The sequence below is a fragment of the Cupriavidus sp. GW823-FHT07B10 genome, from assembly GCF_058794355.1.
In genome coordinates, this window is the sequence record NZ_JBXAGS010000019.1 from 91,862 (window position 1) to 114,457 (window position 22,596).

The following is a 22,596-nucleotide window of genomic DNA, read 5'->3' on the forward strand; positions in this document are numbered from 1 at the left end:
GAGATTAACGCCAACTTGCGTCTCAGTGCTTCAGGATTTCCGGCATGCGCACTGGGCCGCGCCGGGGAAAGAACTTCTCCAGCACCGCCGCGAACGCGGGCAGGAGGGTGATGGCCATGACCATGTTGACGAGGAACATGAAGGTCAGCAGAGCTCCCATGTCAGCCTGGAATTTAAGGCTCGAGAACATCCAGGTCGCCACACCGACCGAGAGCGTAATGGCCGTGAATACGGTCGCCAGCCCTGTCTCCTTCAGCGCGACCGCAAGCGCGTCGGTGAACGCAAGACCGTTTGCCAGTTGTACCTGCAGGCGGTTGTAGATGTAGAAGGCGTAGTCCACGCCGATGCCGACCGCGAGCACCATCACCGGCAGCGTCGCCACGGTCAGGCCGATCTCGAGCTCCTTCATGAACCAGTAGCCAATCCACGTGGCCACGGTCAGCGGCAGGCAGCAGGCGACCATCGCCCGCCAGTCCCGATACACAAGGAAGACCAGAATGAGGATGGCGGCGTAGACGTACAGCATCATTGGCAGCTCGCTGGCCTCCAGCACTTCATTCGTGGCTGCCTGGACGCCAGCATTGCCGCTTGCCAGCCTGACCGTGACGCCATCAAGCCGGTTGGACTCGCGGAACTGCTTGACCGCCGCCACCACGGTCTTGATCGTCGTGGCGCGGTGATCGGGCAGATAAAGGTTGACGCCTTGTACTCGGCAGTCGCTCGACGAAAGCCCGGCGATGCGGTTGTTCACGCCCTGGAACTGCGAGCCGAGCCCGCGGGGGTCCCGCGTCACGGTGGCCATCTTCGGACTGCCTTCGTTCATGCCGGCGTTGTAGAGTTTGAGCTGGGCGGCCAGCGAATCGGTGGACACCACGCCGGGTACGCTGCCCATGCGCCAGGCGAAGTCGTCGACGAACAGGAACTCGTCGGCGCGGGAGCAAACCTCGCCATGGCGATCGGGCGTGGCCTCGAACACCACGGTGAGCCAGTCCAGGCCGACGTCGAAGCGGCTGACGATCGCGGCGACGTCCAGGTTGTAGCGGGAATCGGCGCGCAATTCCGGCGCCCCGGCCTGGAGACTGCCCACGTGCCTGTCCTGGCTCTGCCAGAACGCAAGGCCAAAAACCACTGCGCCGGCGACGGTCACGATCAGTGCGTTCCGCGGCTGGGCGATCCGGGCCACCGCCCCCAGCCATCCGCTATGACTCTCACGCCGCGCCAGCGCCCGTTTCGCGAACTCAGGCGTGAACCGGAAGTACGACGCCGCCACCGGCAACATCATCAGGTTGGTGACGATCTTGTAGCCCACGCCGATGGCCGCGGTGATCGCCAGTTCTCGGATCATCGGGATCGGAATGAGAATAAGCGTGACGAAGCTCACCAGCGCAGTGATCAGCGCCAGCGATCCGGGAATCAGCAGGCCGGTGAAGCTGCGCCGGGCGGCAATTGCGGAGTCGGTACCCTGGGCGACCTCGCGGACGATAAAGTTGATCTGCTGGATGCCGTGTGAGACACCGATCGCGAACACCAGGAACGGCACCAGGATGGCGAGCGGGTCAAGCCCATAGCCCAGCAGGTGCAGCGTGCCGAACTGCCAGACCAGGGACACGAGCGAGCAGCCGAGCGGCAGCAGGGTCAGGCGCACCGACCGGCAGTACCAGTAGACCGCCAGCCCGGTGAGCAGGAAGGCGATGCCGAAGAAGCGCGTCACGTCCGCTCCGCGGTCGGCAATGTCGCCGATCTGCTTGGCGAAGCCGATGATCTCAATCTCGACCTGGTCGTTCTCGAACGGGCGCCGGATCTTTTCCTCGAGCAGCCGGTTGAACTGGATATAGTCGAGCTTCTTGCCCGTGCGGGGATCGACGTCGGCCAGTTCGGCGGTGATCAGGGCGCTGGACTGGTCGCGTGCGACCAGTGTCCCGACATGGCCGCCGGCCATGGTGCGCTGACGCATCTTGCCGATGACATCGGCGGAGAGCTTTTCCGGCACGATATCCCCGCCTGCCACCGCCTCTGCCCGGAAGCCGTCCTCGGTGATCTCGGTGAAGAAGACATTCGGTGTCCACAGCGACGTCACGCTGGTGCGATCTACGCCCGGAAGATAGGTGACGGCCTCGGTCACCTTGAGGACCTGCGTAAGCGCCGCCGCATTCCAGACATCGCCCTTGCGGGCATGCACGGCAATGGTCAGCCGGTTGGCACCGAAGAGCTTGTCGCGGAACTGCTCGAAGGTCTTGATGTACTCGTGGCCTTGCGGCAGCTGCTTCTCGAAGCCGGCTTCGAGGTGCAGCTTCGCGCCGAGCACGCCCATCAAGGCGGTGAATCCTGCCAGTGCGAGCAGGAAAGGAAGGCGGTGCCCGAACAGGGCCGCTTCCAGACGGGTTATCAGGCGTGAAAGCATCAGAAGGAGGTGGTCATGCTGAGGGAGACAAAATCGCGGTCGCGCAGCAGGTTGCTGCCGCTACCGCCCCAGTTGTGCGTGTAGTCGAGGCGCATCTTTGTCTCCGGCTTCGTCTTGAAGTCGAGGGTCGCGCCGATCACCGCGGCGCCCGCGCCGCGGATGAAGCCGGGCAGCGCCGTGGCCGAATAGCCTCCGATGCCTTGCATGACGGCGATGTCCGGTGACAGCGACGCCCGCGTGCCGAAGATGTTGGGATAGGTCACCGAGGCTGCCAGCACCATCCCCGCCGACAACTTGGTGGGCAGCGTGTAGTCGGCGGTGACCGCATACGGAATCCCGGCGTTGAGCCTGAGCTTCGGGTAATACGCCAGCGCACCTTCCGCGGTGATCGTGCCTTCGGACGCGCCCAACGCGCGCAGCAACCAGCCGAACGAGCCCGAAGGCGACATGATGTGGATGCCGGTCAGGTGGAGCTGATAGTGCTGCGTGTCAATCGCCCCGCGGCAACTGCTTCCGACCGGCTTGACCGCAAAATCGGCCAGGGCGTTGCAGTAGTAGGGGTTGGCCGGATCGATGACCGTGGTCGGATCGATGGCGACGCTGTCCCGCGGACGGTATGACAACTCGGTACCGATCGCCCATTCGCCAACCTGGAAGTTGTACGAGAGGCCGAACAGGTCGCGGTTCTTGCCGTAGTCGAGGGACGCCTGCCAGCCGAACGGATTGCTCGTCGTGTTGACCACCTGGTAGCTCACGAACGGCACCTTCTCGCTGTAGTGGTAGTAATAGAGGCCGAGTTCGTTGCCGCTGTCGGGGAACTTGTAGCGCAGCGCCATCCCCCCTTGCCCGTTGTTGCTCGGATTGTTGTCCGGGCCGCGCGGGATGAAGGTGCCGGTTCCGACCAGGGGCCCGACCGGATTGGTATTGGGGTTCGCCAACTCCCCGGTGCTCAGGCGGCGGTTGTAGGGCATCCCGGTCGCGGGATTGATGCCGACGATCCGGGTCCCCGTGTCGCCGATCGTGCCGTTGGGAAGCGGGGCCAGCCCCGACGCAGCCAGCGCGCCATTGACGGCTGAAGTCGGGATATAGAAGCCCCGTCCGCCCTTGCCGAGGAAGTCGCTGGTCGAAAAGAAGGTCCCGGGCGCGTCGAACTTGAAGCTGTTCCACTTCCACTGGTAGAAGGCCTCCAGGCCGAGGTCCTTGCCGAGTGAAGTGCTCGCAGAGACCATGGGCGCGGGGATGAACAGATTTTTAAGCGGCGTTCCCGGCTGGTGCGCGGACGGCAGGTAGATCGCGTTGATCGCGTTGATACCGCCCGGGATGTAGAGGTTTTCACCCCAGTTCAGCACCTGGTTGCCGACCCGGACACGGGCCTGCTGGTCGCCGACGTCGAATTCCTTGGTGATGTAGGCGTCGAGCAGACGCGGGTCGCTGGTGGCGAAGTTTCGCGCATCCGAGTCGAGATCGGTTCGTCTGGTGTGGGCGGTCGCAAAGTCATAGTTGACGACGCCGCGCACCAGCCCGCTCCACCCGTTGGTGCCCTTGACATAGAGGTCGCTGGTCCACTGCGCATTGGCCGAAACCGGCTGCCAGCGCTTGTAGTTCAGGTTGCCGTCGTCCTGGTTCAGGCGCAGCGTATCGAGGTTCGACGAGAAGACAGACGGGTTGCTTTTCTGCAGCGGCGTAGGCGCGTCGCCGACACAGCCGCCGTTGTCGTTGCCGACAAAGCTGCAGTTCGTTTTCGACGTTCTAATCGCTGCACCAAACGAGACCGTCGAGTCGAAGGCTACCGCCCAGCCGTTGTCGAGCGTCCACTGTGCAGCGTAAGCCGAGCCGGCATCCGCCATCGCCAGCAGGCCTACGATTACCGAGCGGGCCAGCTTCCGTTCCATCCGCATCCCCGCGGCGGCTTGCGCCGCCGCTGCTGCAACATCACGCAGTTTCATGCCTGTCTCCCCGTGGTTCTCTTTTTTGGCTTATCGTGTGGTGAACCGGCGCAGGCCGTCCGGCTCGAAGGTCTTCTCCTTCAGGCGCCCTTCCCTGGCGGCGAGCCAGTCAGGCTCCTTGTGGCCGGCGACGACGCGGTCGAGCACGGCGCGGCGGGTCTGGTGGTCATAGCTGGTATTGGCCGCCCAGACGCAGGCCGGCACTTCCCAGGCCATGTAGGGACCCATCTCGGTGGTGCGCCAGACCTTGCCCTGCGCGTCGTACATGTCCTCCACCAGGATCGTCCACGTGTCCTCGTCGATGTAGAACACGCGCTTGGGGAAGGTATGCCGCATGCCTTGCTTGAGCGTGGCCTCGACCACCCACATCCGGTGCAGCTCATAGCGCGTCAGGTCGCGGCTGAGGAACTTCGGCTTGACGACTTCATCGACCTTGTTCGCCGAAGAGTTGACCCGGTACGTGTTGTAGGGCACGTACATCTCCTTCTTGCCGGCCAGCTTCCAGTCGTAGCGGTCTAGTGGGCCGTTAAACTGCATGTACTGGTCGACGGTCAGCAGGTTCTCGGTGTTGAGCTGCGGGGCGTCGTACTGGTATGTCGGCGCGCGGCGCACGCGGCGCTGGCTCGCGAAGTACAGCCAGACGTCGTTGGCCTCGGAGAACTTGTACTGCGTCAGGGTGGCATCCCCCGCGATCGAGGGCGGGCTGGTAAACGTGTTGAGGTACAGGCTCTCGATGCCGCGGGCGTCGTCGACGCCCTTGTTCGACGGCGACCACATCGGCGACATCTGCCATTCCTGCTGGCCAAGCGGCTCCCCAATGCTGTCGGTGCCCTTCGGCGGGATGTAGCCCGCATAGCTCATCTGGAATCCCTCTCCTTTCCAGTGCAGCTTGTGGTTCCACATGGCTTCGGCGCCGTTCTGCGGAATCGGGAACGGCACGGCGGCGCCGATCGCCTCGGCGAGGTCCTGGCCGTTGGCGCCAAGCTTCGCCGTCGTTGCGTTCTTCTTCGTCCGCTCGTAGAAGAAGTCGGGGAAACCGCAAGAACGGTGGGTCGGATAAACATCCATCCGATAACCCGGGATCGTCTTCACCATTTCGATCTGTCCGGGGGCAAGCTTGTCCTTGTATTTGTCGACATTGGACGCGTCGATCGAAAGTACGCGCTTGTCATTCGCGTACGGGTCGGGGCGCGCCGTGCCGGGCTTCCAGCCACCCGGTGCCTTCATGTCCCCGCCGGTCCACTCCGGAATCGACCCGTCCTTGTTACCGGCCCGTTCGGCACCCACCGGAGTGAGGTCCTTGCCGAGCCGGCCCGCGTCCTGCTCGGAGGCCGCGGCATAGGCCGCTCCGCCGAACGCAAGGGTCACGCTGAGGAACAACGTCTTGTATCTCATCTGAGTCTCCTGTCTGGCATGGCAACGAAGTGCCTCGCTTCGTGTGTTTTTTTCGGTAGAACACGTTACCAAACTTAGGTAACAATGACAAAGAACAAAAGAAAAAAGAGCTAGGGTATTCCCTGCGCGTTTGGCTGCGATGCTCGCAAACGCACCCGGTACCGTGCGCAGCGGCGAACCAATGGCACGAGGCACGGCTCGCGGCTGCTGGGGTGGCACCGGAAGCCGCAAGCCAACGCTGTCAGTCAGACCGCCGTAGTGATCCGGCGATGCCCCATGCCGCCCGAGGCTGTGCTGGAGATACACAGGTCCTCAAGGCCGCACGGCCGGGCACAGGTGTTGGCCGTCCCGGCAGTGCAGGCCCGCCTGCCCAGCTCTGGAAATCGTGATCCACGGACTTCGACTGCGCTCGAGGCGCGCGCAGGACAACCAGGCTCAGGCGCCGCCGCTGCCAGCTACCGCCACCGCCTGAATCTCGATGCACAGCTCGGGAAGCGCCAGCTCTGTCACCCCCACCGCAGTCCAGGACGGATAACGGCTCGGCAGGTATTCGTCCTTGACCTTCGTGAAGGCCTCGATTTCCTGCCGCAGGTTGGTGTGATAGGTCGTCAGCTCGACAACATCCTCCAGGCTTGCGCCTGCCGCTTCGAGGACCGCTTTCAGGGATGCAAAGGCCAGCCGAGCCTGTGCCTCCATGCCCTCGCCGGGCTTCATCGCTGCGTCTAGCCCAACCTGGCCCGACACCCAGATGGTGTCGCCCACGCGGGTCGCGGGGGCGAAATGGTAGGCGTCGTAGAGCGGCTGGGTGCCGGGCGGAATGACCGGCTGCCGTTTCATCGTCGTGGTTGTCATGATGTCGGTATCGTTTATCAGATGAGTTGGCGGAAGCATGGCGCACGGAAGGGATCACCTGCCTTCAGCGATGCCAGCTCCTCGACGTACAGCACACCCGCCGGCGTGAAGCCCGAATCGCTGTGGTCCGGCAACGGACTGAAAACCGCGTCATCGCCGAAGAAGCGCAAGACCAGCGTATGGCGGTCCGGGAAATCGGCGTCGACAGCACCCCCGCCGTGCAGCGAACCCGGGTGCAGCAGCAGAACATCTCCGGGCTGCGTAGCCCAGGAGAGGATGTCGTAGGCATTGGGATCGATGCGGCGTTCGGCCTCGATGTCAGGCAGCCGCGGCCAGACCCCACCGCCGTGCAACGGCTCGGTCGGGTCGTCGGGGTTCTGAAAGGTGCTGCCGTCGTGGCGCGTACCCAGGTACGAGCCCCTGACGATCTCCAGCGCATTACGCTTGGGGACCGCCTCGAAGCTGATCCACGCGTTGGCGAAGTGCTTTCCTCCCCAGGGCAGGTAGGAGGTGTCTTGGTGCCAGGGCGAGCGCCCGGCCCGGCCTCCCTGCTTGAGGAACAACTCTTCCGCAAAGTACCAGACATGTTTAGAGCCCCAGAGATCGGCGAACAGCTGGCCGAACGGGAGCGAGGCGACCAGCTCATCCAGCCGCCCCTTTGCGAATGGATTGGCGTTATCGACGTGCGACCGTTGCACGGAGCCGTCAAACAGGCTATGAGCGTTGGGCCCCGGGTTCTCGATGCCCCAGTCAAAGACCTGCCTGCACATGGCTAACTGTTCCGCGTTGAGACAGCCTTCGATGAGGACGGCACCGTCCTCATCGAAGGCCCTGCGCTTGGATTCATCCATGGATGCTCTCCTGATTCTTCATTAAGCCCGGCGCCCGGTCACGTGCGCTTCCGGTCGCCTCTTTTGTAGAACAACAAACCAACGTTAGGTCATGATGACAAAGATAAGTCAGAAGTAAAAGGGCGGGTATTCCCTATCCCACATGGACTCTTCTCGCCTACGCAGGAATCAACTTGGGCTCGCGATTCATAATTTTGACTTGTTTGTGTTGTTGACCTATATTTGCCGCGAGTATGCCAATCATTTAACTTTTGTCCTAACAATGCACGCGAAGACACGTGAAGATGCGCTGGAAGTCGATGCCGCACCGGCAGACATCGTGAACCGCGACACAGTCGCACTGACCCGACGCCGCCTCCTCGGCGCGGCTGCGGCGGCTAGCGCTGCAACGCTGCTGGCAGGCACACCACGCACAGCGAGTGCAGCGCCGCGGGTGAAGGGCGCCGGCGCCGCATCTGCGGGGCGCGACGTGCTCGATGTCGCGATCATCGGTGCCGGACTGGCGGGCCTGACCGCCGCACGCGACCTGAAACGCGGCGGATGTGACACGTTCGTCGTCCTGGAGGCACGTAGCCGGGTCGGCGGCCGCACCTACAACCATGACCTGGGCAACGGCGTGGTCTCGGAAGCCGGCGGGCAGTGGATCGGGCCCGGTCAGACCGCCATTGCCGACCTGGCGCGCGAGCTCGGCGTCGACACCTTCGGTACCTATTACCAGGGCAAGACCGTGTTCCTGGCTGGCGATGTCCGCGTGACGCAGGATCTCCAGGGCGGCGTCGGTGCTCAGGGAAAAGTCGCCGCCAAACTCAGCGAGCTGGCGCGCCGCGTGCCCAGTGGCGCACCGTGGACAGCGGCAAACGCGGCAGAACTAGACAAGCTGTCGCTCGGCGACTGGCTGGCACGGCAAGACTTGAGCAACGAGGAAAAATTCTCCTTCAGCCTGGCCGCAACCCTGTCGCTCGGCGCGCAACCGGCGCAACTGGGACTGTTGCACTACCTGTCGGTGATCAACAGCGCTAACAGCGACTACGACACGCTTGAGAGGATCAAGGGCGGCGCCCAGGAGACGCGCTTCGTCGGCGGCGCGCAGATCCTCAGCATCCGGATGGCACGCGAACTTGGCCACAAGGTGCGGCTGTCCTGCCCGGTACGCAAGATCGTTGGCTGGGATCGCGACATTGTCGAATTGCACACCGACCAGGGCGTGGTACGGGCGCGCCACGTGATCGCCGCACTGAATCCGGCGCTATGCCAGCAGGTCGTCTTCGACCCGCCGCTGACCGCCGGACGCGCGCAATTGCATCGGTTCTGGCCGGCGCACGCGCCCATGCGCAAGACGGCGCATGTCTATGCACGGCCCTTCTGGCGCGACAAGGGATTCAACGGGCAGGTTGTGCCGCTGGACGGCCCGCTGATCTGGTCGGTCGACAACTCGCCGCCAGACGGCTCGGTCGGCGTGATCAGCGCATTCGTCAAGCCTGGCTTCCTGCCCGCCGAGCCCAAGGCTGCCGAACGCATCCTCTCGGCCATTTATGCCCAGGCGTTCGGGGACAAGGCGTTGAAGCCGATGCAGTACCACGATCTCGACTGGGGCAAGGTCGATAACTGGTCGATGAGTTGCATCAACCCGATGCCGGCGGGCTTCTGGACGAAGCTGGGCCAGTACCTGCATCCGCCGACAGGGCGGCTGATCTGGTCTGGCACCGAGACGGCCGACATCTGGGCTGGCGCCATGGATGGTGCCGTGCGTTCCGGCCACCGCGCCGCCCTGCAGGTGCTGGGCGCCCTGGCATACCCGGTTCGGGAGGCATGAATGAAATACAAGCGCCCTGTTCTCGTGGCGGCTGCGGCCGTGGTGGCGGTGGCCGCCTTCATCGTTCCCGACCTCGTGGGCTATCACCGGTTCGGGACGGCACTGGATAACCAGGCCGTGGCCAGCCAGACCGATGGTGGACGCTGGCCGCAATTCCCGGAGACCTGCTTCGCCTGCCATGGCCCGCGCGGTCAGTCCCGCAATGCCGAGTACCCTGCCCTGGCCGGCCAGCCGGCGGCTTTTATCGAGGCGCAGTTGCGCGCCTTCGCCAGCGGGCAGCGCGACAGCCCGACCATGGGGCCGCTCGCCAGGAACCTGACGGATGAGCAGATCGGGTTGCTGGCAGCCTATTACGCAAAGCAGGCGCCCACAGGTAGCCCGGATGTCACGGCCAGCGCCGCGCTCGAGGCGCGCGGCAAGGCTGTGGTCCAGGCGCGCAGTTGCCAGGCCTGCCATGCCGAAGGGTTGACCGGAAAGGACCTGGCACCACGCCTCGCCGGCCAGGGCGAGAGCTACCTTGGGCAACAGCTTGCCGCGTTCAAGAGCGGCAAACGCCATGACGCGTCCGGCGCCATGGACAGCATTGCCGCCGCCTTGTCGAACGAAGACATCCCGGCAGTGGCCCGCTACCTGGCCAGGATGTCGCCTGAGCGCCGGGAGATCGGCGCCCGATAGGGCCCGACGGGGCAGCAAGGGTAGTCGGCAAGATGCGCGGGTCAGACAGGAGACGGGGAATGCGCCGATACACACCGTCCTGGCTGCCAGCCGGCTTGGCGGCTGTCCTCATGCTTTGCATGGCGGCAGCCATGGGCGTGGCGCCGCGCAGCGCCTACCATGACCCTGGTGCGCCACGCCGGCTGGAAGCCCTGCAACTGCCCGACGTGCGCGACCAGCTCGAAAAGCTGGCGGATGCCGGTGCAACTTACATCCACGAGGAGCCCATGCGACGCGGCGACACGATCGCCACGGTGCTCAGACGGCTCGGCGTGGAAGATCCCGACGCACAGCAATTCATTTCCAGGGATCCGGCGGCGCGCACCCTTTTCAACCTCCAGCCGGATCAGGTCGTCCAGGCGGAGGTCGACCAGGACAAGCTGCTGGTCTCGCTGCGCGCCCTCGTTGCCGGCAATACCACCGCCTCGCGCGAACTGCTGATCCGGCGGGCCGGCGACTTCCAGAAGCCCGCCTTCAAGGCGAACTTGCAGGCGGTCAGGAACGAACTGCGTTACGAGATGCGTTCCGGCACCATCACCGCGAATGGGTTCTTCAAGACGATGGACGCCGCGAATGTGCCCGACGAGATCGTCCGGCAGATGATCTCGATCTTCTCGGGCGTGGTGGATTTCCAGCACGACATCGTCCAGGGCGATCGCTTTCACATTGTCTATGAGGCGGGCTTCCGTGACGGTGCGCTGGTGCGCAACGGTCGCGTCGTGGTCGTCGAACTCGTCAACCGCGCCCAGCTCTACCAGGCCCTGTGGTATGACGGCGCAGATGGCGGAAATTCCGGTGCCTACTACACCTTCGACGGACGGGGCATGGCGCGCCCGTTTCTCCGCTCGCCGGTCGAGTTCTCGCGTTTGTCGTCGGGCTTCGGCTGGCGCAACCACCCGGTGCACCACCAATGGATCCAGCACAAGGGTGTCGACTTTGCCGCCCCGACAGGAACCCGGGTCTTCGCCACAGCGGATGGGACTGTTGACTTTGTCGGCCAGCAGACGGGCTACGGCAATATCGTCATCCTCAAGCATCCTGACGGCTACTCGACGTACTATGCGCACTTGTCTGGCTTCGCTGGCATCCAGCCCGGCCAGCGCATCACGCAGGGGCAACTGATCGCGTACGTCGGCCAGACCGGCTGGGCGACCGGACCGCATCTGCACTACGAGCTTCGCTTCAACGACGTGCCGCAGAACCCGCTGAGCGTCATGCTGATGGAACCCGTCACGCTGTCCGGACGCGCACGCCAGGGCTTCCTGAGCCAGGCCAGCGACATGTTGAGCCGTATCCATGTTCTGCGCGGCATTGAAGTGGCATCCAGCCTCGGCTGAGCCGCCCCAAGTGGCGCACTGTCGACTCGCGAGTTGACCAGGATCCTCCCCGCGCATGCCGGTTTGCACCGGCAGTGGCTGCGAGTATGCTTTCCTTCATGACGCGGATTCCGGCCGGCCTGCCATCGCCTCTTGCGCGCAGGCGCCAGACCGCCGACTGCGGGGGCAGATCATGCGCAGGCAGCCTCATGACGGATCGGGAAAGGATCGTCCTTCCGCCCTCGACTTCAGGGAGGGCGAGCCGCACTTCAGGCTGCTTGCCGACGGCATCCCTCACATGGTCATGACCGCCGATGCGGATGGCCGGATCGATTACTGCAACCGACGGTGGACGAGCTATACCGGCCTCAGTCTTGAGCAAACCCGCTCCGGCGCCTGGAAATCGGCCGTCCACCCCGAGGACTTCGCGCGCAATATCGGCCACTGGGCAGACGCAGTGGCGAGAGGCTGCGAGTACGAAATCGAATATCGCCTGAAACGGGCATCCGATGGCGCCTACCGATGGCACCTTGAACGCGGGTCACCATTGAAGGATGCTGACGGCAAGATCGTAAAGTGGCTTGCATCCGGCACCGACATCGAAGCGCTGAAGCAGGCCCAGGCCTCTGCTGAAAGCGCCAACCATGCGAAGTCGGAGTTCCTGTCGAGCATGAGCCACGAGTTGCGTAATCCGCTGAATGCCATCCTCGGCTTCGCGCAGCTGATGGCCTCCGAGTCTCCGCCTCCGACCGCGTCGCAGCAGGCCAGCATCGACCAGATCCTGAAAGCGGGCTGGCATTTGCTGGAGCTCATCAACGAAGTCCTTGATCTGGCCAGGATAGAAGCCGGTCACGCGTCGCTGTCCCCCGAGCCGGTATCGGTCATCGACACCCTGCGCGAGTGCCACGCAATGCTTGAGCAGCAGGCACTGAAACGCACGGTCCGCATGCGGTTTCCCGCAGGCGAACTACCCTGCTTCGTCCGTGCCGACCGAACCCGCCTGAAGCAGATCCTCCTCAACCTGCTTTCCAATGCCATCAAGTACAACCGGGACCAGGGCTCTGTCGATGTGCAGGTGACGACGACGGAGCATCGCGTATGCGTCAGCGTGCGCGACACCGGCGCAGGGTTGACACCGGAACGGCTGGCCCAGCTATTCCAACCGTTCAATCGGTTGGGGCATGAGGCAGGCCCCGTGGAAGGCACCGGCATTGGTCTCGTGGTGGCCAAGCGGCTGGCCGAGTTGATGGGTGGAACCATCGACGTCGAAAGCACGCCTGGCGTGGGCAGCATGTTCCGGGTCGAACTGCCTGCTGCCGCGCCTCCCGCGATGGCTGGCGAGAGCGCGGAGGCCGCCTCACCTGTCCGGTCGTCAATCGAAGCTTCATCCACGATGCACACCCTGCTGTATGTGGAAGACAACCCCGCCAACCTCAAGCTCCTGGAGCAACTCCTCGCCCGCCGGGCAGACGTGCATTTGTTGTCCGCGGCTACCGGGATTCTCGGAGTCGAGCTCGCGCGCACTTCCCTGCCCGAAGTGATCGTGATGGATATCCATCTGCCGGACATCAACGGCATCGAAGCACTGGGGCGCCTGCGCGAAGACCCCAAGACGATGCATATTCCGGTCATCGCCCTCAGTGCCAATGCCATGCCACGCGACATCGAGCGGGGCATGAAGGCAGGATTCTTCCGGTACCTGACCAAGCCCATCAGGATCCATGAATTCATGGATGCACTGAACGCCGCACTGGAACAGCCGCGAGGATTCATTGCCCAGGGCTAGCACCGAGTCCCGCGAACTGGCTTGCCATGATCCACCCATCGGACATCCTGGCTGCAAGAATCCTGGTCGTTGACGATCTGGAGGCCAATGTCCTGCTGCTCGAAAGGATGCTGCATGCGGCCGGATATACCAGCGTCGAATCAACCACCGATCCGCGCATGGTTTCCGAGCTTCACGGCAGGAACCACTATGACCTGATCGTGCTGGATCTCCAGATGCCTGGCATGGACGGGTTCGAGGTCATGGAGAACCTCAAGGTCGTCCAGCCGGCCAGCTACCTTCCGGTGATCGTTGTCACCGCCCAACCCGATCACAAACTGCGCGCACTGCAGGCCGGCGCGAAGGACTTTGTCAGCAAGCCATTCGATCTCGGCGAGGTACTGATGCGGGTGCGGAACATGCTGGAGGTGCGCCTGCTGCACAGTGAGTCCTTGCAGTACGGCAACGCGCTCGAGCGCAAGGTATGTGAGCTGGAAGCAAGCAGGGAAACCATCGTTCGCCAGAGCGATGAACTCAGGCACCTCTACGAGAAGCTTGTTCGCGAGCAACAGGTCACCGAACGGCTGCTCCTCAACGTACTGCCGTCTCCTATCGCCGAACGCTTGAAGCTGCGGTCCGATCTGATCGCCGCCGGCCCACCGGAAATCATCGCCGACAGGTTCGAAGAAGTCTCGGTGCTGTTTGCCGACCTCGTTCAGTTCACCCGCTTCTCGCCTGCCCTGAGCCCAGAACGACTGGTGGCCATACTCAACGAGATCTTCGCCGACTTTGACGATATCGCCGATAAACGTGGGCTAGAGAAAATCAAAACGATCGGCGACGCATATATGGCAGCCGCCGGCCTGCCCTCCCCCGCTGCAGACCACGCAGCCCGGGCCGCCCATATGGCACTGGACATGATGGAACTACTGAACCGGTTCAACGAGCGAAGCGGGTACGACTTACAGTTGCGGGTTGGCATCCACAGCGGCGCGGTCGTTGCCGGTGTGATCGGTCGACGAAAATTCATCTATGACTTGTGGGGCGAAACGGTCAATATTGCTAGCCGGATGGAGTCCCACGGTGTGGCCGGCCGTGTTCAGATAACGGAAGCCACTCAGCAACGGCTTGGGAAGCCATTCCTGCTGGAAGCGCGCGGAACCATAAACGCGAAGGGCATCGGCGAGCTACGTACATGGCTAGTGGCTGGACGAACCACAGACGCCTCCCGGTAATCGCATGCTGGCTGCGACGCCACATGGTTCCACGAGCGGCTTCAGTCCGGCTTAACCCGAGCGTGTGCCGATTCCATACTCACATTCAATTCGTCGCGTTGACGGACTCCGTCCGCCATTACTCCTTCCTGGTGAACCATCGCCAGGGCCATCACCTTGAATTCGGTGCTTTACTTCCGCTGGCGCGGCCGCTCAGCTTTCAACAACATATGCATGGTCTCCACGATCCTCCTTCGCAGCGACGATGCTTGATCGCTTCAGCCGACTCAAGGTGGAAGAACTAGTCGCTTACTTGCGTACTGCTGAAACGAAACTTCGTTTGGGATGGCCGTTATAGAGCGTCTACCGGCCTTAATTGCGGTGTAGGCCGGGTGGCCGAGATGGGTCGGCTAAGGCCGTCGACCCTTCCTGAGCGAATGACCGCGCGTCGGGCGCCTCGGCCGTTTCAGGGAACGCCGCCAGTGGACTCAAACCAGCGGCTTCGGTCCCGCGCCTGCCCGCTTTGGCCGATCGTTCAGTCTATGTTGATCAAGTGTCAACAAAACCACGCATTTGAATGGCGAATGGACGAGAGTTGTTGACACTTCTTATTGACCAGGAAGGAGCAACGCTTGAAAAGTCCCTAGGATAGGCGGGGCGACAGTGCTATTTACGCTTGACAGGTCACCATAAGTCGAGCAATCGCCGTGCGTGCCTGGAAAGCTGGGCAGCGCCCGGCCGGACAGGACTTTCACCTGAAACGTCGAGGCCATCGTCGGCTGCACGATGCGCGTGATGACACTGAAGCCATGCCGCCTGCCGAACCCGCGCATCCGTTCGAGTTCATGGCGGTAGTGTTGGGCGACTTCAGGGGATTCCACGAGGGTATCCCCGGTGGTTGCGACGACCAGCGGCTTGCCGCCCGCAGCCTGATAGAGCACGGCGGCGTGCAGTACCAGCGCAGCGACCATGCTGCTGTCCTTGCCGCCGCTGTAGGCGAGGACGAGAGGGTGGCCGGCTTTCATGATGGCAAGGATGGCGCGAATGGCCTGGTCCGCCTTGTCCTCGATTGGATCGAGGGCACCCTGCGGAAAAAGAGATATGGTTTGCATGTGACCCCTTCTGCGGGGCCACAGCCCACAGGGGCTGGGCCCCCATGGGTTGTAGAGTGGTGAACGTGCTACAGGTCGGCGAGATAGGCAATGGCGCTTCCGCCATCCGTGCCGGCAAGGCGTTGCCCCTCGCGACAGCCGGAGAAATCCGGCACCTTGCGTTCGATTTCGTTGGCCAGCTGGCGCAAGCGCCGTGCGGCTTCGGCCGGGCCGGCCGCCCCCTGAAACGTGGGACCGCTAATGTCAACGTCAACAATGAGGTTCATGGTCGATCCTCACGCGGCCACGGCTTGCGGCACCAGCTTGCGCAGCGCCTTCTGGTTGGTGTCGATGTAGGTGCGCATGCCGTCCAGCTTCACCGCCAGCTGGTGGCCGAAGCACGCAGCATCGGGCGAGACTTCGACCTGCCGGGCTGACGCAAATGCCGCCAGAACCGTGGTCCGGTCAACGTCGGCGCCCATCCAGCCGAAAACTTTGAAGAACGTGTGCACCTTCTTACCGCGAGGCAGCAACTTGGCGGCGTGTTCCGCCGGAATCATGATCTTTGGCATAGCTTGAAATTTGGAAGCCTGCGGGCAAGAGCCGGCAAGCGATTGGTAGGGAGAATGCTTATGCATCCGTAAAGGCCGCCACTGCCAGCACGCCTGATCGCGGGTCGAACCGCACAGACTGGCCAGGCTCAAGTTTCGGAATGCGGGCCACAACTTCGTCGGCCAGCACGTGCATGAGCGCTGCGGCTTGCGCCGGCTCATCCAGGCCATCGAGGGTGGGCCCCTCAATGGAAATAACGACCATCAGGCCCATTCGTTCACCTCAGATTTGCTAATCAAGAGTAGGTACGGCCAGCCCCTTGCGGGACCGGCCGTGACGTGAAAAGAAAACTGCGTAGGTTTACGCTGCTGCCAGCGCCGCCACGTCAATGACGCCATCGGCTTCATCGACGAGGTCGGGTGTGTGAGTGATGAAGAACTCCCGCTCATACCCGCCCTGGTGCAGCACCTCGCGCTTCATGCGCATGAAGGCACGCTTGCGCTCGGGATCGAGCGGGCCGTCCGCCTCGTCGGTGAACAGCGTCTGGAACGACTGCCCGGAGTCCTGCGCCCGGTAGAGCGCAATCCCACGGGTCAGGCACTCGTTGATCCAGATCTTCTGGCCGCCGGACATGACAGCGAAATTCTTCGCGTTGTCACTCTCGGCGTCATGCACCTCGATCTCGAAGCCCTCGCGCTTGTCGCCGTTGGCCAGCGTCGTCTGCGTCTGGATCGCGATGGTGAATCGCGGCCCGTAGCAGGCGAGCAACAGGTCATTGACGATGCGCGTGAGCGCCGGTCCGGCGTCGTCGATGGACAACGCGATCACGCCATCGTTGCCCAACGCCTTCGCCAGCAGCTTCCACTGCGCGATTTCGTCGGAGAGCCGGTCAGCCTTGCCCTGTACCGCGGGCAGGCCGCACAGCGATGCCTCGACGCGCTCGCGCTCGGTGGCCAGGCTGGTTTGCTGGCGGATCAATGCCTCGATCCGCCCGTCCAGCGCCACCACGGCCTCGCGGCCTTGGCGCAGTCGCACGTCCATGGCGGCCAGCAGGCCGGTGACGTCCTCCGTCGCCAGTCCCGACAACTCACGCTGCACGACTGACCGGTGCGAGTCGGCTTCGGCAAGATCCCGGTCGTGCCGGGCCTTGCTGGCAGCTTCCTCATCGGCCAGGGCGGCCAGATCGCGCTCGGCTTGCGCCAGCCCTTCCTGTGCCACATCCAGCATCGGCTTCTTCGCCGCCAGGGCGGTCAGCCGTTGCAGCTCCTGCTGATCGTGGGCCAGTGCCAACTGCATGGCAGCCAGCGCGGCACGTTGGGCAGGCAGATTGGCCGCCGCTTCCGACAAGGGCTTCAGTGCCTGCAGCTTCGCCTGGTAGCTCGCCCGCAGGTCCTGCACGAGGATCACCTGCTCGGCCAGCTTGCCCTTGGCGTCACGCGCTTGCGCGAGCAACGGACAGGTAGCGTGCATCGGGTCGGCCCTGCATGGCACCGTCTCGATCACGTCGGCCTGGCCTTTCAACGAGGTCGCGAACTGCGCCGCCGACTTGCCGCGGGCTTCCAGCCCCTGCAGCTCGGTGGAGAGCGCGGCGTGCTGCGTTTGCTGCGCTTCCAGACGGCTGACGGCCTGTTGCTGCGTGGCAAGCTCACCCTGCTCATGACCAACGGCCATCTGCACGACGTCCCGCTGCTCGGCGGCCGCCAGAATGGCCGGCCCTTCGGCCAGCACCAGCTTGCGGCTGGCGATCAACTGCTCCAGCTCCCGGCGCCGCGTGGCGGCGCGGGTGGCCACAGCACGCTGGTCAGACTCCAATTGCCGCCGGCGCGCTCCCAGTTCGGTCTCCCGTTGCCTGAGTTCGCGCACACGCGCCTCGGTCGCCGCGCTCGCGCTTTGCCTCGCCGCCAGCGTCGCGCGCTCCTGGAGGAGCTTCGCGCCGTCGGCGGTTTGTGCATCGCGCTCGCGCCGCGCCCCGGCCAGGGCCTCGTCGGTCAGACCGATTTCCCGGCCCAACTGGGCGGCTCGCTCGCGCTGGGCGGACAGGCCGACCAGTTCGCGCTGCAAGGCGTCCAGATGCCTCGTCAACCCTTTCGACACCTCGCCGGCTTTCGCCGACAGGTCGCGCAGGTGGTCGATGCCAAGCAACTCGGCCAGCAGCTTCTTGATCTCGCTGGCCTGGTAGCTCGCGATCGGGCGGCGGTTCTGCGCCGAAAACACGCTGGTGAAGAACGCTTCGGGCGAGCCCAGCACCGCCTCGATGCAGCGGTTGTAGGTATCGGCCTTGCCATCCGACAGCGTGCCGTCGGGCAGCTGCAGCGGCACCCAGTCACCGTTGGCACCCTTCTCGAACAGGTAATACTCGGCCTTTCGGCTCTTGCCCGGGTTGCGGAACGCGAATGCCGACCGGTACTGCTTGCCGGCGTGCTCCCATTCCAGATCCTTTTCGCCACGGGTACCACAGAGGTGGTCCCAGTATGAGAAGGCGTCGGCGGACATTTTCGAGGCGTGGCTGGGCATGATCGGATACGGATGGAGGTTGTCCATCAGCGTCGTCTTGCCGGCGCCGTTGGGGCCGACCAGTGCGATCAGGCCGGGCGGCAGGCTGGTGAGGTCCAGCGTCACGCTGTCACGGCGCATGCCATCGCGCACGCCATGAAAACCCGCAAGGGTCAGCTTCAGTGGGCGCATTCGGATACCTCCAGGCCGGTCATCGAGGCCAGGTAGTCGCCGGGAAGTTCCATCACCTCGCCGTCATAGGACGGCATGTCAGGGACAGCTGCCGGCGCATGCCGCTCGGGCAGCCCGGCCAGCGCACGCTCCAGGGAGCGCACGGCGGCGGCGAACTGCTGGCGGGCCAGCGCGATCACGTCCGGCCACGCGGTGCAGCCGCACAGCGCCTTGAGTTCAAGCGCGCTCCACTGGCTGGCATAGCCATGGGAGAACGACCAGAGCAGGTTCTGCATTTCCAGCGAGGGGGTGACCTCGTACCAGTGCTGGCCATCGGCGGCGTGTACCGCGAGGACCAGCAGGTGACCACGCTGCGCCACCACCGTGCCACGCCCTGCGCCGAACGGCTGGAACAGGGTGCTGCGGGTGAAGCCGTGCGCGTCCGCCAGGCGCACGGCCAGTGCGGACGCTGCCAGGTCGGTTTGAAACGTATGGGCCCAGTCCGGGCCGGCAGGGTAAAGCATCATGATGCACTCCAGGGTGGACGGAGTGCAATCCCGGACGGGAAGCACCCGTCAGGGGTCAAAGGGATGAAACAACGGTCGATGCGTCCCAGGGACGCGGGTAAAACCTTGTTTCGACAGCCCCGCAGGGCTCTCGGAACATGGCTTTTTGGCCAGGTTCAAGGGTTAGGCGGCAGCTTCCGCAAACAGGTCGTCGGTGAGCCAGTCCATCGCCGGCGGCGGGGCGCTGGGCTTCACGATGACAGGCGCAGGAGTCTCGATCGGCGCCGGCATGGCTCGCGTCACGGGTTCCGGTGGCATCGGTGGCGCGGCGGGCGCCGCGAGCACTGGTGCGTCCAAGGTTTCCAGCTGCTGCAGCACCAGGTCCGCAATGGCCTGCGGCTCGGCGTGCTCCAGCATCGACAGGCGATCCAGCAGCGGGTTGGTGTCGACGTGCGTCAACTCGCCCCAGCGCGTGATCTTCTCGGACAGGCTGGCGGCGCGGCTGATGCCCTCGGCGCGGCTGCGCACGGCGGGCAAGACCCGGCCCTCCAGCTTCACCTCGGCCGCCGTGGCGAACAAGGCGCCAATGGCGTCGCGATCGACCACCTGGCGGTGCTCTTCGTCCACCACCCAACGGATGCGCACGAACTTGTCGGTCGCGCTGGCGGCAACGCGGGCCAGCTCGCCCATGTCGGGCGGGCCGTCGAAGTCGATGCACAGCGTCTCGCGGGCAGGCGTCACAACCGGGGTCGTTTCGGCCAGTCCCGGCGCAACTTGCCATTGCAGGTAGGTCTTGTCGCCGATCTCGCCGTAGTGGAAGCGCCCGATCGACCCCGGATACGCCACCAGCCGTCCCTCGCGGTCCCATTGCTGGGCGCGGTGGATATGGCCGAGCATGAAGCCGTCGCACTCGGCATCGAACAGCGCCCCAATGGTGAATTCGTGATCGAATCCGGCCATCGGCACGCCATGCTCGGTCTGGCAGCCGTTGACGGTGCCATGCGAAATGCCCATCGTGCGAATGCCACGGGCGCGCAGCGTCCGATTCACGGTGCCGGCGGCGTGCAGGTAGGCGGCCAGATGGTCACCGACCGCGGTCGCAGCGTCCATTGCCCCCACAGCCGCGGCGAGCATCGCCTTGTTGACGGTGGGCACGCAGGTGAAGATCACCTCCGGCGCCCCATCGGCCAGCAGCGCGTCGACCTCCACCGGCGTGAACAGCGCGCCGGCTGAGGCGATGAACACCCCGTCGCGCAGCGCCACCTGGTGGATGCGGTCGGCGATGTAGACCGGATGGCGGTTGCCAACGAGACGGAACAGATCCAGCGTGCCGGGCGGCTCGTGGGAAAACGTGCCTTGCAGCATCACCACCGGCATGTGCTCGGAAAGCTGGCGGATGCGCTCGGCCAGCACGCGCAGCGCCGGGGTGTGGGCGTCCAGGCGATGATCGGTCGAGTCACCCGAAATGACGCCAACCTGGCTGCCCGCGGCGATCGCATGCTCGACGGCAAAGCCGAAGCAGCGATCCGCCTCGGCCAGATGGCCGGTCGAATAGTGCAGATCAGAAAAATGAGCCAACAGCAGGCTCTCACTCGCGTTGAGCATGATGTGATTCTCCAAAGGGATGTGCGCCGGGAGCGGCGCGCAGAAGTAAAGACGTGACCCGGATGGGCCACAGGTGAAAAGGGTTGGGGTGAAGCGAACGTGAACGACGCATTGCGCACCGTTCACGTTGCTACGCCGTCAGACCGACGCCGCAGGCGTGGCCTCGCGCACGCGGGCACGGACCTGCTCGCGGAAGGCCAACGGGTTGGCCAGCGCGGCCTGCATCTCGCCGATCATGCTGTCGACGTCGTTGGGCCGCTTGGTCCAGCCCTGGCCGTACTCGAGGCGCGCAAAGGTCAGCAAGTCCATCTTGTCCTGTCCCTTTGCCATGCTAAGGCGGGCGGCGAGGTCGGCCAGCACGCTCTCACGGTCATCGGGATCGACTTCGGTCGACATCGGCGCAGCGCCCGACGCCGGCGCAGCCATCGGTGCCGGTTCAGGCGCCAACGGCATTGCGTCCGAGATATCGGCGAGCGGTGACACCGGCGGCGCAGCGGTTGCGGACGTTGCGGCGTTTGCGCCTTCGAGCAACGCAACCGCCTGGCTTGCGGCTTCCAGCGCCGGCGTCATCTGGTCCGCGCCATCCAGCAGCGCGCCCATGTCGATTTCCGCGTCCAGCATCGTGAGCATCTGTTCCTGCCGCATGGGCAGGCCATCGTCACCGATGCGGGTAATATCGACCGCCTTCTTCGAGATCCAGAACTGTAGGCCGGCCAGGCGGCCGCCCCGCGCCAACGCCACCGTCTGCATTGCGGCATACGCCTTCTGCAGCACGTAGATGGAATTGGTCGGCAGCTCGATCAGGCCGAGGCCCTTGATATCGGGGATCGCGAAGCGGAACGTCGCGCTCAGGTTGCACTTGCGCTCCTGGTACTGCGGGCACTGGTGCGGATCGCAGACGCCATCGGGAATGGCGTTGTCCTGGCGCAGGATGATGGTGCGCCCGCCGAAGAGGCGCTTGGCACGCTGGGCGCGCTGGTCGACTTCCGGCGCGGCATACGTCTTGCAGTACCGCTTGCCATCGTGGCCGTACTCGGAGAAGTATTGCATGCCCCGCTGGCCCCACACCGTCAGTTGGTTGGGCATGTTGGCCAACCAGTCGTCGAAGGCGAAGATGACCGGGAAGCGCCACAGCTTCAGACCATCGCCGCGATCCTCGCCGTACTTCTGGAGGATCTCCTCGGCGGTGGCCGGATTGGTGAAGTCCGAGGCCCGGCAGGTGAACCAGGCCGTGTTCTTCGGCACCAGCGCATTGCGCAGCTTGGTCTTGCGCTCAATCTCCTCGCCGATGGCCTCGAACGAGTCGCCACGGGCAAGGCCGGCGTCGTGGATCTTGACCGCCTGCTCATTCTCCTTGGCCCGCTTCGTGAGCACCTTGATGCCCGGCCGAATCCTGCCAATGATGGGTGGCCGCGCGGGCCGCTCCTCGATCAGGCTGCGAGGTTGATTGAAGTCGGTGTAGCCAATGGCTCGTTGCATGGTGCGTTGCTCCTACATTCAAGACACTGAACGACGGCGACGCGGATGGACGCAGCATGCTCCCGAAGGCGCAGGGCTATGTCGGCCCCGCGCTGGGTCGTTACTTGGGAAAGGAACGCCGCTCGGGCGGGTTCCGCTAGACCGGCCACATGGGCCGCTTCACACAAACTGCGCCACGCATTCGGCTGACCGACGTAGTCGGGCCGGCGGCGGGCAAGCGAGGCCGCAATCGCGGCACGAATCTCGGAGTTCTGGTCGATGGCAGACAGCGTTGGGCAGCTCCTGTTCGAGGGTTCCTACAAACAAAAAAAGCCCGCTCCGGCATGGCGGAAGCGAGCTTGTTCGCAGGAAAACCCGTTGCCACGCCCCTTCCGGGGGCGTGGCGAACAGGGAGCCGAGCGCACAACGCGCAGGCTCTATGTGAGGACGCAA

19 protein-coding genes are annotated in these 22,596 nt (G+C 64.3%); 5 read left to right on the plus strand and 14 right to left on the minus strand.

All coding sequences use genetic code 11. The features are described from left to right. Positions 1 to 22: 22 nt before the first annotated feature. The 5 genes from AC1Q6V_RS28550 to AC1Q6V_RS28570 form a co-directional block, all read right to left on the minus strand. Positions 23 to 2,401: an efflux RND transporter permease subunit gene (locus AC1Q6V_RS28550; RefSeq protein ID WP_011614727.1), complete on the minus strand. Its 2,379-nt coding sequence runs from the start codon at positions 2,399 to 2,401 to the stop codon at positions 23 to 25. Then, on the minus strand, positions 2,401 to 4,347 hold the full coding sequence (locus AC1Q6V_RS28555; RefSeq protein WP_492344542.1) for a DUF1302 domain-containing protein: 1,947 nt from the start codon (positions 4,345 to 4,347) through the stop codon (positions 2,401 to 2,403). Before AC1Q6V_RS28555 ends, AC1Q6V_RS28550 begins: the two co-directional genes overlap by 1 nt. Before the next feature lie 30 nt (positions 4,348 to 4,377). Next, positions 4,378 to 5,742, minus strand: a complete 1,365-nt coding sequence (locus tag AC1Q6V_RS28560) for a DUF1329 domain-containing protein (RefSeq protein ID WP_011614725.1) — start codon at positions 5,740 to 5,742, stop codon at positions 4,378 to 4,380. Between the two features lie 435 nt (positions 5,743 to 6,177). After that, positions 6,178 to 6,594 carry a RidA family protein gene (locus AC1Q6V_RS28565; RefSeq protein ID WP_041687650.1) on the minus strand — a complete coding sequence of 139 codons (417 nt, stop codon included), beginning with the start codon at positions 6,592 to 6,594 and terminating at the stop codon, positions 6,178 to 6,180. Positions 6,595 to 6,611: 17 nt separating this feature from the next. Continuing rightward, entirely contained in the window at positions 6,612 to 7,445 is an 834-nt protein-coding gene (locus AC1Q6V_RS28570) for a phytanoyl-CoA dioxygenase family protein (RefSeq protein WP_058698868.1), read from the minus strand. Positions 7,446 to 7,587: 142 nt separating this feature from the next. On the opposite strand from AC1Q6V_RS28570, the gene AC1Q6V_RS28575 reads away from it, so the two are divergent. The 5 genes from AC1Q6V_RS28575 to AC1Q6V_RS28595 are packed head-to-tail and all read left to right on the plus strand — an operon-like array spanning position 7,588 to position 14,288. Next, the gene (locus AC1Q6V_RS28575; protein WP_492344541.1) at positions 7,588 to 9,258 is read left to right on the plus strand and encodes a flavin monoamine oxidase family protein; all 1,671 of its coding nucleotides are present in this window, start codon (positions 7,588 to 7,590) and stop codon (positions 9,256 to 9,258) included. Continuing rightward, a complete protein-coding gene (locus tag AC1Q6V_RS28580) occupies positions 9,259 to 9,933 on the plus strand; it encodes a c-type cytochrome (protein ID WP_492344540.1) in 675 nt (224 codons plus the stop codon). A gap of 59 nt (positions 9,934 to 9,992) precedes the next feature. Beyond that, positions 9,993 to 11,309 carry a peptidoglycan DD-metalloendopeptidase family protein gene (locus AC1Q6V_RS28585; RefSeq protein WP_492344539.1) on the plus strand — a complete coding sequence of 439 codons (1,317 nt, stop codon included), beginning with the start codon at positions 9,993 to 9,995 and terminating at the stop codon, positions 11,307 to 11,309. 55 nt (positions 11,310 to 11,364) lie between these two features. Continuing rightward, positions 11,365 to 13,074: a PAS domain-containing hybrid sensor histidine kinase/response regulator gene (locus AC1Q6V_RS28590; protein WP_022539878.1), complete on the plus strand. Its 1,710-nt coding sequence runs from the start codon at positions 11,365 to 11,367 to the stop codon at positions 13,072 to 13,074. A gap of 26 nt (positions 13,075 to 13,100) precedes the next feature. Beyond that, positions 13,101 to 14,288, plus strand: a complete 1,188-nt coding sequence (locus tag AC1Q6V_RS28595; RefSeq protein ID WP_490924409.1) for an adenylate/guanylate cyclase domain-containing protein — start codon at positions 13,101 to 13,103, stop codon at positions 14,286 to 14,288. A gap of 587 nt (positions 14,289 to 14,875) precedes the next feature. On the opposite strand, the gene AC1Q6V_RS28600 is transcribed toward AC1Q6V_RS28595, so the two are convergent. The 9 genes from AC1Q6V_RS28600 to AC1Q6V_RS28640 all read right to left on the minus strand — a co-directional run bounded on the left by AC1Q6V_RS28600 (position 14,876) and on the right by AC1Q6V_RS28640 (position 22,433). Then, complete coding sequence (locus AC1Q6V_RS28600) at positions 14,876 to 15,379, minus strand: hypothetical protein (protein ID WP_492344538.1); 504 nt, start codon at positions 15,377 to 15,379, stop codon at positions 14,876 to 14,878. 68 nt (positions 15,380 to 15,447) lie between these two features. Beyond that, positions 15,448 to 15,645, minus strand: a complete 198-nt coding sequence (locus AC1Q6V_RS28605) for a cell division protein ZapA (protein ID WP_492344537.1) — start codon at positions 15,643 to 15,645, stop codon at positions 15,448 to 15,450. A gap of 9 nt (positions 15,646 to 15,654) precedes the next feature. Next, positions 15,655 to 15,996 carry a hypothetical protein gene (locus AC1Q6V_RS28610; RefSeq protein ID WP_492344536.1) on the minus strand — a complete coding sequence of 114 codons (342 nt, stop codon included), beginning with the start codon at positions 15,994 to 15,996 and terminating at the stop codon, positions 15,655 to 15,657. Continuing rightward, on the minus strand, positions 15,989 to 16,183 hold the full coding sequence (locus AC1Q6V_RS28615) for a hypothetical protein (RefSeq protein WP_492344535.1): 195 nt from the start codon (positions 16,181 to 16,183) through the stop codon (positions 15,989 to 15,991). The genes AC1Q6V_RS28610 and AC1Q6V_RS28615 overlap by 8 nt, the downstream gene beginning before the upstream one ends. Before the next feature lie 87 nt (positions 16,184 to 16,270). Continuing rightward, entirely contained in the window at positions 16,271 to 18,595 is a 2,325-nt protein-coding gene (locus AC1Q6V_RS28620) for a sbcc family protein (RefSeq protein ID WP_492344534.1), read from the minus strand. Beyond that, positions 18,583 to 19,101, minus strand: coding sequence for a hypothetical protein (locus AC1Q6V_RS28625; protein ID WP_492344533.1), 519 nt, complete (start codon positions 19,099 to 19,101; stop codon positions 18,583 to 18,585). Before AC1Q6V_RS28625 ends, AC1Q6V_RS28620 begins: the two co-directional genes overlap by 13 nt. Before the next feature lie 162 nt (positions 19,102 to 19,263). Beyond that, the gene (locus tag AC1Q6V_RS28630) at positions 19,264 to 20,685 is read right to left on the minus strand and encodes a metallophosphoesterase family protein (protein ID WP_492344606.1); all 1,422 of its coding nucleotides are present in this window, start codon (positions 20,683 to 20,685) and stop codon (positions 19,264 to 19,266) included. 138 nt (positions 20,686 to 20,823) lie between these two features. Further along, positions 20,824 to 22,164, minus strand: coding sequence for a recombination directionality factor (locus tag AC1Q6V_RS28635; protein WP_492344532.1), 1,341 nt, complete (start codon positions 22,162 to 22,164; stop codon positions 20,824 to 20,826). Then, positions 22,116 to 22,433, minus strand: coding sequence for a DUF7696 family protein (locus AC1Q6V_RS28640; RefSeq protein WP_492363705.1), 318 nt, complete (start codon positions 22,431 to 22,433; stop codon positions 22,116 to 22,118). The genes AC1Q6V_RS28635 and AC1Q6V_RS28640 overlap by 49 nt, the downstream gene beginning before the upstream one ends. Positions 22,434 to 22,596 lie beyond the last annotated feature (163 nt).

What these genes read in the sequence shown, in the direction of transcription:
- AC1Q6V_RS28565 (WP_041687650.1), bottom strand. Translation starts at nt 6,594, where the DNA reads ATGACAACCACGACGATGAAACGGCAGCCGGTCATTCCGCCCGGCACC.
- AC1Q6V_RS28580 (WP_492344540.1), top strand. Translation starts at nt 9,259, where the DNA reads ATGAAATACAAGCGCCCTGTTCTCGTGGCGGCTGCGGCCGTGGTGGCG.
- AC1Q6V_RS28575 (WP_492344541.1), top strand. Translation starts at nt 7,588, where the DNA reads ATGGACTCTTCTCGCCTACGCAGGAATCAACTTGGGCTCGCGATTCAT.
- AC1Q6V_RS28560 (WP_011614725.1), bottom strand. Translation starts at nt 5,742, where the DNA reads ATGAGATACAAGACGTTGTTCCTCAGCGTGACCCTTGCGTTCGGCGGA.
- AC1Q6V_RS28600 (WP_492344538.1), bottom strand. Translation starts at nt 15,379, where the DNA reads ATGCAAACCATATCTCTTTTTCCGCAGGGTGCCCTCGATCCAATCGAG.
- AC1Q6V_RS28620 (WP_492344534.1), bottom strand. Translation starts at nt 18,595, where the DNA reads ATGCGCCCACTGAAGCTGACCCTTGCGGGTTTTCATGGCGTGCGCGAT.
- AC1Q6V_RS28610 (WP_492344536.1), bottom strand. Translation starts at nt 15,996, where the DNA reads ATGCATAAGCATTCTCCCTACCAATCGCTTGCCGGCTCTTGCCCGCAG.
- AC1Q6V_RS28585 (WP_492344539.1), top strand. Translation starts at nt 9,993, where the DNA reads ATGCGCCGATACACACCGTCCTGGCTGCCAGCCGGCTTGGCGGCTGTC.
- AC1Q6V_RS28570 (WP_058698868.1), bottom strand. Translation starts at nt 7,445, where the DNA reads ATGGATGAATCCAAGCGCAGGGCCTTCGATGAGGACGGTGCCGTCCTC.
- AC1Q6V_RS28630 (WP_492344606.1), bottom strand. Translation starts at nt 20,685, where the DNA reads ATGCTCAACGCGAGTGAGAGCCTGCTGTTGGCTCATTTTTCTGATCTG.
- AC1Q6V_RS28555 (WP_492344542.1), bottom strand. Translation starts at nt 4,347, where the DNA reads ATGAAACTGCGTGATGTTGCAGCAGCGGCGGCGCAAGCCGCCGCGGGG.
- AC1Q6V_RS28635 (WP_492344532.1), bottom strand. Translation starts at nt 22,164, where the DNA reads ATGCAACGAGCCATTGGCTACACCGACTTCAATCAACCTCGCAGCCTG.
- AC1Q6V_RS28615 (WP_492344535.1), bottom strand. Translation starts at nt 16,183, where the DNA reads ATGGGCCTGATGGTCGTTATTTCCATTGAGGGGCCCACCCTCGATGGC.
- AC1Q6V_RS28595 (WP_490924409.1), top strand. Translation starts at nt 13,101, where the DNA reads ATGATCCACCCATCGGACATCCTGGCTGCAAGAATCCTGGTCGTTGAC.
- AC1Q6V_RS28550 (WP_011614727.1), bottom strand. Translation starts at nt 2,401, where the DNA reads ATGCTTTCACGCCTGATAACCCGTCTGGAAGCGGCCCTGTTCGGGCAC.
- AC1Q6V_RS28605 (WP_492344537.1), bottom strand. Translation starts at nt 15,645, where the DNA reads ATGAACCTCATTGTTGACGTTGACATTAGCGGTCCCACGTTTCAGGGG.
- AC1Q6V_RS28625 (WP_492344533.1), bottom strand. Translation starts at nt 19,101, where the DNA reads ATGATGCTTTACCCTGCCGGCCCGGACTGGGCCCATACGTTTCAAACC.
- AC1Q6V_RS28590 (WP_022539878.1), top strand. Translation starts at nt 11,365, where the DNA reads ATGCCGGTTTGCACCGGCAGTGGCTGCGAGTATGCTTTCCTTCATGAC.